Origin of the sequence: Pseudobutyrivibrio sp. ACV-2 (assembly GCF_900107545.1) — a bacterium.
Taxonomy (GTDB): Bacteria; Bacillota; Clostridia; order Lachnospirales; family Lachnospiraceae; genus Pseudobutyrivibrio.
Genome location: NZ_FNQZ01000011.1, coordinates 81,570 through 89,962 on the forward strand (window position 1 = coordinate 81,570; position 8,393 = coordinate 89,962).

An 8,393-nucleotide genomic window follows, 5' to 3' on the forward strand; every position below is an offset into this window, starting at 1 on the left:
AGTTGACATAATTATAAATGATTTTATACCACTTAGCATCAATCAGTGGTACTATATAGCTAAAAATTTTTACACTAGAAGGACTTAAAATATGATTAAAAATGACAAAATTAAAGGAATAATTTTCATACTTTTTGCAGCCTTTGGCTTTTCCCTTATGACCTTTTTCGTCAGATTGTCAGGGGATTTACCTACAATGCAAAAGGCTTTCTTCAGAAATATCGTGGCATTGATCGTTGCCTTATCTGCAATCATAAAAAGCAAAGAAGGCATCCACGTAGGCAAGGGCAACAGGCTTGACCTTTTCATGAGATGTGCATTTGGCACCTCTGGACTAATAGCCAATTTCTATGCAATAGACAAGCTGGACATTGCAGACGCTAATATGCTAAACAAGCTTTCTCCATTTTTTGCAATCATCATTTCTATTTTTATATTAAAAGAGATACCTAATCGTTTTGATATTTTTACTACCATAATTGCTTTTATTGGCGCTTTATTTATCATTAGACCTGCAGGAGCATTCACAGCAGTTTTCCCTGCCCTGATGGGATTATTTGGCGGTTTTGGCGCTGGAACAGCCTATGTATTTGTTAGAAAGCTAGGAAAAAAGGGAGTGCAAACCCCTGTAATCGTGGCCGCATTCTCCCTGTTTTCTTGTTTGGTTACATTACCTTATTTGATTTTTAATTTTACTCCTATGGAACCTATCCAACTGATTTATCTATTGTTAGCCGGTGTATCAGCTTCAATTGGACAATTTTCCATTACCAATGCTTACAAGTTCGCTCCTGCAAAAGAAATATCTGTATTTGATTACACACAGGTAATTTTTGCTGCATTATTGGGTATCATAGTATTTGGTGAAGTGCCAGAAACACTCAGTATCGTAGGTTATACCATCATCATCGGTGTGGCTATCATCAGATGGAGACGAAATCTTAAGCTCTCATAATTTGCTTTTATGTTAATCTGATTTTTTTTCTTCCAGACTCAATCAGCTCCTGTTCAAATTCCTCTGGATGCTTTATATAATAATCCTGATGATATTCCTCTGCCTCATAAAAGCTCTTAAAAGGCTCAAGTGCTACATATACTTCTTTTCCTGAATCATTTTTCAGATTATCAATATGTGCCTGGGCCTTTTCTTTTTCTTCATCTGAGCTATAGTAAATAGCCAGGGTATAAGAAAAGCCTTTATCAATAAACTGACCTTCCCCATCAAATGGATCCACGTTGGCAAAATAAATATCCAAGAGCTTTTCATAATCCACCTTGGCAGGGTCATATTCTAACATGATGGTCTCTCTGTGCCCTGTCTTTTGTGCCTTAACATCTTCGTAGGTAGGATTTACTTCATCCCCTCCAGAATATCCACACACCACCTTGTCTACTCCATACAGTTTATAAATAGGTGTCACGCACCAAAAGCAGCCACCTGCAAAGTATGCTTTCATTTTCTAATCCTCCACAGCATCTTCTTTTAAATTAGCACAATTATAATGCATGCAACCCATCAAAGCAATAAAAAGACCCGGGTGGATTAACCACTTCGAGTCTTTATTAATTCCTCTTCAAAAAACTTTTATTCTCATACATTTTTTTATCAGCTATCCTGAACAAAGAAGCCATGTCTTCTTCATCAGTATATCTTGCCATCCCACAGGCGATTACTATTCCGCCACTCGTACTTGCCTGCTTATTATGCCCGCCAAAAAACTCTATCAGCTCATCAATATGCTCGTAATCTTCTCCTTCTGAAATAGCGACAAATTCATCACCACCTACCCTAAAAACAGGGCTATGATTGTATTTTTTACATATAATTTTACAGGCTTTACAGATATAATCGTCTCCTGCCTGATGCCCCATAGTATCGTTTATTTCTTTTAGGTTATTTACATCAAATACCGTAATTGCGAATTCCTGTTGACGACCTTCTTTAATTTTTTTATCCATCTTGGCCTCAAGCTCCAGATAGGCCGTTTTGTTTCTGATACCTGTCAATGCATCAACATGAGCTTTACTTTGCGCACTTGCCAGCATCTTATCATACTCCTGCTTAATCTGCATAGCTTCAGTAACATCCTGACAAAGTCCAAGCAGACATTCCCTGCCAGAGGCATCCACAAATTTGAGCTTTGTAGTCTGGAATCTGCGCATATTACCTGCTGCATCTGGAACATCCTCGAAAAAAATAAAAGGTTTTTCCATGGAAAGTGCCTTTTTATCATCCTCTACAAAATGTTCCGCTGTTATATAGTCAAATATTTCAAAATCTGTCAGCCCTACTACTCCCTCCGGAGTCTCTTTGTGAGCATAGTCCGCAAAAGCCTGATTGCAGGCCATATATTTGCCAGTAATAACATCCTTGGAGAAAGTCATGGCAGGCATATTTGCAAGAAGTGAGGAAACAGACTCCTGAAGCTCTGCTATCTTTAAATCCTCATCTTTGCTCTCATCTGTATACCAAATATGCACCAGGGTTACACCATTTTCCATTTTTACGTGCTTACCCACAGCGCGGATTACCCTGTAGGCTGATTCATTATCAGAACGATATCTGTAGATGGTATCGTATTTACCACCCTCTTTGGAAAATCTTGAAACCTCTGCCTTGGTTCTTTCCACATCATCATGGTGAATATTTCTTAGATAGTCATGATTAATCTGTAGATAGGCCTGCTCCTGATTTTCATAACCAAACAACTCACAAAAACCATCAGAAAGCACAATAGCCACAACCCTGTTATTTATTCTCTGAAAAATAGCAAGGGGATGCTGCAAACGCTCATATGCAGTTTGAACTTCAGAGCTGAAAACGTACTTATCCATGGTTACCTATCCTTGTGCGCCATACTAACATTGTATCTATTTAATTATAACTATCAAAAACAAATAAGAATGGAATTACACACTAATTTCATAAATTCTACAGATTTTATTCGGTTTTACTTCTGTGTTTAACAAGGCATCTTATCTATTAATTCTAAGTTATTGTTGCGTTAGTCATACCATATTTTTTCAGGTCAACTCTTCCGTTTTGGACTTCAATTCCATCGGCCTCCAACAATTCCTTTTGAGCCCAAGCACCACCAAATACATATTCACCAGCCAACTCTCCTTTGGAATTGACCACCCTATAGCATGGTATATTTTCAAAATCAGGATTCTTATGCAAGGCATTTCCTACAGCTCTACTCATTTTAGGATTTCCTGCCATCGCTGCCACCTGTCCATAGGTTGCCACCTTTCCCTTGGGGATACGCTTTACCGCTTCGTATATACGTTTTGTTGGGGAATCTGTGACCAAATCATAGCTTTCAGCAATCATGCGCTTTATATCTTCATCAGGAATGCTTCCATCTAAAATCACTGTATTCCAATGCTCTTTATTTTGGTGATAGCCTGGTATTACTGATTCATAGGTGCGCCTCCAAAAATCTCTCCACTCTGGGTTACATTTCAAATTCAGGCAAATCCTGCCATCCTTCTCATATGCCCAAAGAAATGCTTTTTTATTTGGCTTAACTCTGATTAGTTGCCAATTCGGATCATGAAAAGGAGCCTCCTGATATGTATATGGAAAAGTCAGGCCATAGCTTAATGCCTCTTCTCTGGTTTGCATCTGTGATATCCTCCCAAAACAAATAAGTCTTAATCCTCTTCAGATAATTTAAAGTGCTTCCTTTCTACCAGACAAACAGGGCACACAAAGTCCTCTGGTAAATCTTCGAATTTAGTGCCAGGGGCAATATCCCAATCTGGTTCACCTAAATCTTCATCGTAAACATAACCACATACATCACATACATACTTCATAGCCACCCTCCTTCTACCTAATCATTTGATTTATTTACAATAAATATTCCAAGACTTACAAGCAAAAGTGCAACCAAATACTGTCCTGTAATATTTTTCCACTCTGACAACAAAATAGCCGAAAGCAATGCGCCAAATATTGGATTCGTAAATCCGTATATGGTGACAGATGACACTGGATTATATTTCAGTAAAACACCCCAAATGGAGTAAGCTACAGAAGAAATGAGAGCCATATAAATGATAAGTGGCACTCCTGCCGGTGATGTCATATGAAGTCTTCCCCCTGCCAAAAATCCTACAAGCATCATAACGATTCCGCCAATAATAAATTGATATCCACTCAAGGTCACTGGATTTTCTTTGAGGGAGTATTCTTTGATGAGAACAGAGGAAATGGCGTATGAAACTGATGCCACAAGGATAAAGCCTTCCCCGTTAAGTGCGAAGCCTGCTCCCAAGTCACCGCCTGCCATACTCACAAGGATCACTCCTACAGCTCCAAGTACGCAGCCTACCACTTTATTTGTAGTTAATTTTTCCTGTTTTTTCACCAGACAGGCTAGAAGAATGGCAAAGAAAGTGCTCATTCCATTAATAATCGAAGACTTCACGCCCGATGCATGTGCCAATCCCATGTAGAAAAAGAAATACTGAAGTATGGTTTGAAAAACGCTAAGTGTAAAAACCATTCCCCAGGATTCTTTCTTTGGATAGAGCACTTTTTTCTGTATTATACTTCCAAAAAGAATTGCCAAAATGCCAGCTAAAAAGAATCTTATCCCTGCAAAAAGAATTTGAGACATGCTATCGCTTGCCTTTATTTCGAAAAGACTATATCCAATTTTTATGCAAGGAAATGCACTGCCCCACAGTAGGCAGCATATTATTGCAAGTACTAAAACTATAAATTTATTTTGTAGTAATTTTTTGTCTTTCATTTTTTGTTCCTTACTGATTGATGTCTTTGAATCTCCTTTTATTTTACTGTATAACACAATAAAACAAAAGGCAGGTGATTTTACTCACCCGCCATGTCATTATATTAATTTTTCCTGCCACTGGGCTTCCTTGAATCCCAGCAATACAAAATCATCTGCTATTACAAGAGGTCTTTTTACAAGCATTCCATCAGTAGATAAAAGATCAAGCTGCTCATCTTCGCTCATATCAGGAAGCTTTTTGGATAGCTCCATGCCTCTATAAAGCTGACCGCTTGTATTAAAAAACTTTTTAAGAGGCTCACCACTTTTTACAAGGGCGGCCTTTAGTGTATCTTTATCTGGATTGTTCCCCTTGATGTCTACAAGCTCATATTTAACATTATTTTCATCCAACCATTTCAGAGCTTTTTTGCAGGTAGTACATCGTTCATAGCAATAAACCTTCATAGTAAAATGTCCCTCCTAACATTATTTGTGCACATCTATTATTTATATTTTAGCAAATAATCGTTGAAAATTCCTTTTCTTCATCGTCTACCACACCAGTTTCTAAAAAGCCCATGTTCTGGTATAGCGCCAATGCTTTTGTATTATCCATATTACACGTAAGTGTAACCCTGTTAGAGTCACCAAATGGTTTGGTTTTAATATAGGCAAGGACCTGCTCTAGAGCTGCCTTTCCGTAACCTTTTATACTACTTCTACAAGTTCTATTGTAAAGTTAAGTTCTTTTCCAGCCATCTCGTGATTAGCATCAAGAGTGATGGTTGTATCATCTTTTGCGGTAACCTTAACTGGGAATGGTCTGCCATAAGGATCCTGTAAATATACCTGCTGATCTACTTCGAGGTTCTCAGCGCCAGGAAGCTGAGCAATTTCAACTGTGAAAATGGCATTTGGATCTGCCATGCCGTATGCCTCTTCTGGCATCAAGTGGATATCTACCACCTGACCGACCTCCATGTTGGCAACAGCTGCATCAAATCCCTTAATCATCATGCCTGCGCCACAAACAAACTCAAGTGGCTCACCTCTGTCATATGATGAATCAAACTGAGTACCATCATTGAATGTGCCCTTGTAATGTGTACGGCAGGTCTTGCCAACGTTTTTTCCTTCGATAGAAGGTGTGCTGTGACATCCACCATGGCAGCCAGAACCACAGCTGTGTTCCTCATCATGATGGTCACCACATGTATGTCCCTCACCGTAATGGTTACAATTTACTCCTGAGTTGACAAGCTCACCCTTTAAGTATGCCTCAACCGCTGCATCAGCATCTCCTGAAGCACCAGCACAAAGCTCAATACCATATTCTGTAAGAGCCTGATGTGCTCCACCACCGATGCCACCGCAAATAAGCACATCGATAGAATTGTTGCTAAGAAGACCTGCAAGGGCACCATGGCCGCTGCCATTTGAGCCAATTACCTCAGATGAAACAACCTTTCCATCCTCTACTTCATAGATTTTGAACTCTTGTGTATGTCCAAAATGCTGGAAAATCTCTCCGTTATCATAAGTTACTGCAATTTTCATTCTAATAAACTCCTTACTAATTATCTAAACAATTCCATTCATTGTAACTAGTTTTGGAGTTATTTGCAACCAAGGATTACTTTTTCTCTTTTATTCTAAGAGTTCGTAAATACGTTTTCTGCTCAGGTGTGATACGATAGCTTTCCACTGCCTTTTGAATTGTCTTGTTGTGAGTCCAAGTATCAAGCCGCTGTTCAATGAGATATGGGATAATGGCATCATACTGCTTCGCAAGGGCTGTTGCAAAATACCAGGCAATCATCATATTTATGTAGTATTCTTCAGAATGAACATCTGCCACCATATCCGCATATACGATATCAAAATCCTCATCCAGGAAATGTTCCATTAACATTCCTATAGCAAATCGAACCGTATAGGTATAATCAGATTCTATCCATCTTTCGATCTCCTGCATAAGCTTTGCCCTATGCTTTTTAAAGATTTTAGGAGACATCTGATCACAGGTAGCCCAGTTATCCACATAAGGCAAAAAGGCTTCCAGGCGGTCTAAACATTTTTCATAATCCTTTATTTCTGAAATGATAAAAGCATGAAGCTGATTTTCATCAAAATACTTATGAGGCAGTGAGTCTAAAAACTCATCTACATCATCTCGTTTTGCTAACTGCTTTGCTAATTTTCTAAGCTCTGGAGTACGAACACCAATTACATTTTCAGGATTCATAGTAGGCATGAGTTTTGCCTGAAAATCTCTGTATTTAACATCCTGCAATTTGAACAGTTCATTAAGAGTTTCATCTGTTATCATAATAGTCTTCCTCCCACAAACTTATGGATTAAAACCAGTCTTTAATTGTTGCGATTTCCTTGATATAGCCTGCATCATCATTAGGTGTCTCAAGAATAAATGGCAAACCTTGAAGGGCTGGATGCATTGCAATTCTCTTCATGGCCTCCATGCCAATACATCCATGGCCTAGCTTTTCATGTCTGTCCTTGGCAGCGCCACATTCATTTTTGCTGTCATTAAAATGAATCGCCTTTAGTCTGTCCAAACCAATGATTTTGTCAAACTGTGTCAATACTCCATCAAAATCATTTACTATGTCATAACCACCGTCCCATACATGGCAGGTGTCCAGACATATGCCCAATTTATCCTTTAACTCAACTCTATCGATTATTTCACGTAATTCCTCAAATGTCTTACCAACTTCTGAGCCCTTACCAGCCATTGTTTCAAGTAAAACTGTGGTGTGCATTTCTGGAAATAGACTGGCATTCAGACCATCTGCAATCTGCTTAATTCCTATTTCTGCCCCTTGTCCTGTGTGAGAGCCAGGATGAAAGTTGTAATACTGATTTGGAACCTGCTCCATTCTCTGCAAATCCTGCTGCAACATATCCAGCCCATTAGCTCTGGTCTCAGGCTTGGCCGAGCATAAATTCATAGTGTAGCTGGCATGTGCCACAAGCTTGCCAAACTCCTCTTTTTCTAAAATGTCCTGAAGCTTTTTAACATCCTCAGGCTCTATGTCCTTTGCTTTTCCACCTCTCGGATTTCTTGTGAACCACGCAAATGTATTTCCACCAAACTCAGTCATCTGTTTTCCCATGGCTTCGTATCCATTTGTCACAGACAGGTGACAGCCTATAAATATCATTCAATTTCCTCCTATTACATAGGCGTTCCTACTTCGATAAGATTTCCATCTAAATCGTAAAAACGAACTACCTTCTGTCCCCAACTGTGGGACATTAACTTATTAACATATTTTGTATCTGGGTAAAGTTTTTCTAGCTTTTCCACAAAAGCCTCTATATCATTTTCTTCAAAATATAGTTCAGAAGAATTATTTTCATGGATGATTTCTTTACCCAGAAACTGTTTCCATATTTTTTCATCCTGCAGCACCAGGCCTTCTGTCAAAATCATATTTCCATCATTATCTAAAAGTACATTAAGTCCAAATAAATCATTGTAATACTCTTTCGCTGCATCTATATCTTTTGTAACTATTAAAACATTTCTTAAACGCATAATGCCTCCTAAATCAATGCAATTTACCACACAAAAGGTATAACCCTATATTTCACTTTTTTCATATATTCCTTGTAGCCAGG

General features: G+C 38.6%; 12 protein-coding genes. 1 reads left to right on the top strand and 11 read right to left on the bottom strand.

All coding sequences use genetic code 11. The annotated features are described in order from the left end of the window. Positions 1-91 precede the first annotated feature (91 nt). Complete coding sequence (locus BLV53_RS12075) at positions 92-955, top strand: DMT family transporter (RefSeq protein ID WP_090301210.1); 864 nt, start codon at positions 92-94, stop codon at positions 953-955. 7 nt (positions 956-962) lie between these two features. Here the strand turns inward: BLV53_RS12075 and msrA are convergent, their stop codons facing one another. From msrA to BLV53_RS12130, 11 genes are all read right to left on the bottom strand, one after another. After that, a complete protein-coding gene (gene msrA / locus BLV53_RS12080) occupies positions 963-1,457 on the bottom strand; it encodes a peptide-methionine (S)-S-oxide reductase MsrA (protein WP_090301212.1) in 495 nt (164 codons plus the stop codon). A 106-nt stretch (positions 1,458-1,563) separates the two neighbouring features. Further along, on the bottom strand, positions 1,564-2,835 hold the full coding sequence (locus BLV53_RS12085) for a diguanylate cyclase domain-containing protein (protein WP_090301214.1): 1,272 nt from the start codon (positions 2,833-2,835) through the stop codon (positions 1,564-1,566). A 154-nt stretch (positions 2,836-2,989) separates the two neighbouring features. Then, on the bottom strand, positions 2,990-3,628 hold the full coding sequence (locus BLV53_RS12090; RefSeq protein WP_090301216.1) for a methylated-DNA--[protein]-cysteine S-methyltransferase: 639 nt from the start codon (positions 3,626-3,628) through the stop codon (positions 2,990-2,992). Between the two features lie 29 nt (positions 3,629-3,657). Continuing rightward, complete coding sequence (locus tag BLV53_RS12095) at positions 3,658-3,822, bottom strand: rubredoxin (protein WP_090301218.1); 165 nt, start codon at positions 3,820-3,822, stop codon at positions 3,658-3,660. A 17-nt stretch (positions 3,823-3,839) separates the two neighbouring features. Beyond that, entirely contained in the window at positions 3,840-4,763 is a 924-nt protein-coding gene (locus BLV53_RS12100; RefSeq protein WP_090301220.1) for a DMT family transporter, read from the bottom strand. A gap of 99 nt (positions 4,764-4,862) precedes the next feature. Further along, on the bottom strand, positions 4,863-5,213 hold the full coding sequence (locus BLV53_RS12105; RefSeq protein ID WP_090301222.1) for an arsenate reductase family protein: 351 nt from the start codon (positions 5,211-5,213) through the stop codon (positions 4,863-4,865). A 49-nt stretch (positions 5,214-5,262) separates the two neighbouring features. Beyond that, positions 5,263-5,460, bottom strand: coding sequence for a GNAT family N-acetyltransferase (locus BLV53_RS17585; RefSeq protein WP_139298960.1), 198 nt, complete (start codon positions 5,458-5,460; stop codon positions 5,263-5,265). Then, positions 5,457-6,305, bottom strand: a complete 849-nt coding sequence (locus BLV53_RS12115; protein WP_090301224.1) for an FKBP-type peptidyl-prolyl cis-trans isomerase — start codon at positions 6,303-6,305, stop codon at positions 5,457-5,459. Before BLV53_RS12115 ends, BLV53_RS17585 begins: the two co-directional genes overlap by 4 nt. A 76-nt stretch (positions 6,306-6,381) precedes the next feature. Next, entirely contained in the window at positions 6,382-7,077 is a 696-nt protein-coding gene (locus BLV53_RS12120) for a DNA alkylation repair protein (RefSeq protein WP_090301226.1), read from the bottom strand. Between the two features lie 28 nt (positions 7,078-7,105). Continuing rightward, positions 7,106-7,933, bottom strand: coding sequence for a deoxyribonuclease IV (locus tag BLV53_RS12125; protein ID WP_090301228.1), 828 nt, complete (start codon positions 7,931-7,933; stop codon positions 7,106-7,108). Positions 7,934-7,947: 14 nt separating this feature from the next. Further along, positions 7,948-8,310, bottom strand: a complete 363-nt coding sequence (locus BLV53_RS12130) for a VOC family protein (RefSeq protein WP_090301230.1) — start codon at positions 8,308-8,310, stop codon at positions 7,948-7,950. Between the last annotated feature and the right edge of the window lie 83 nt (positions 8,311-8,393).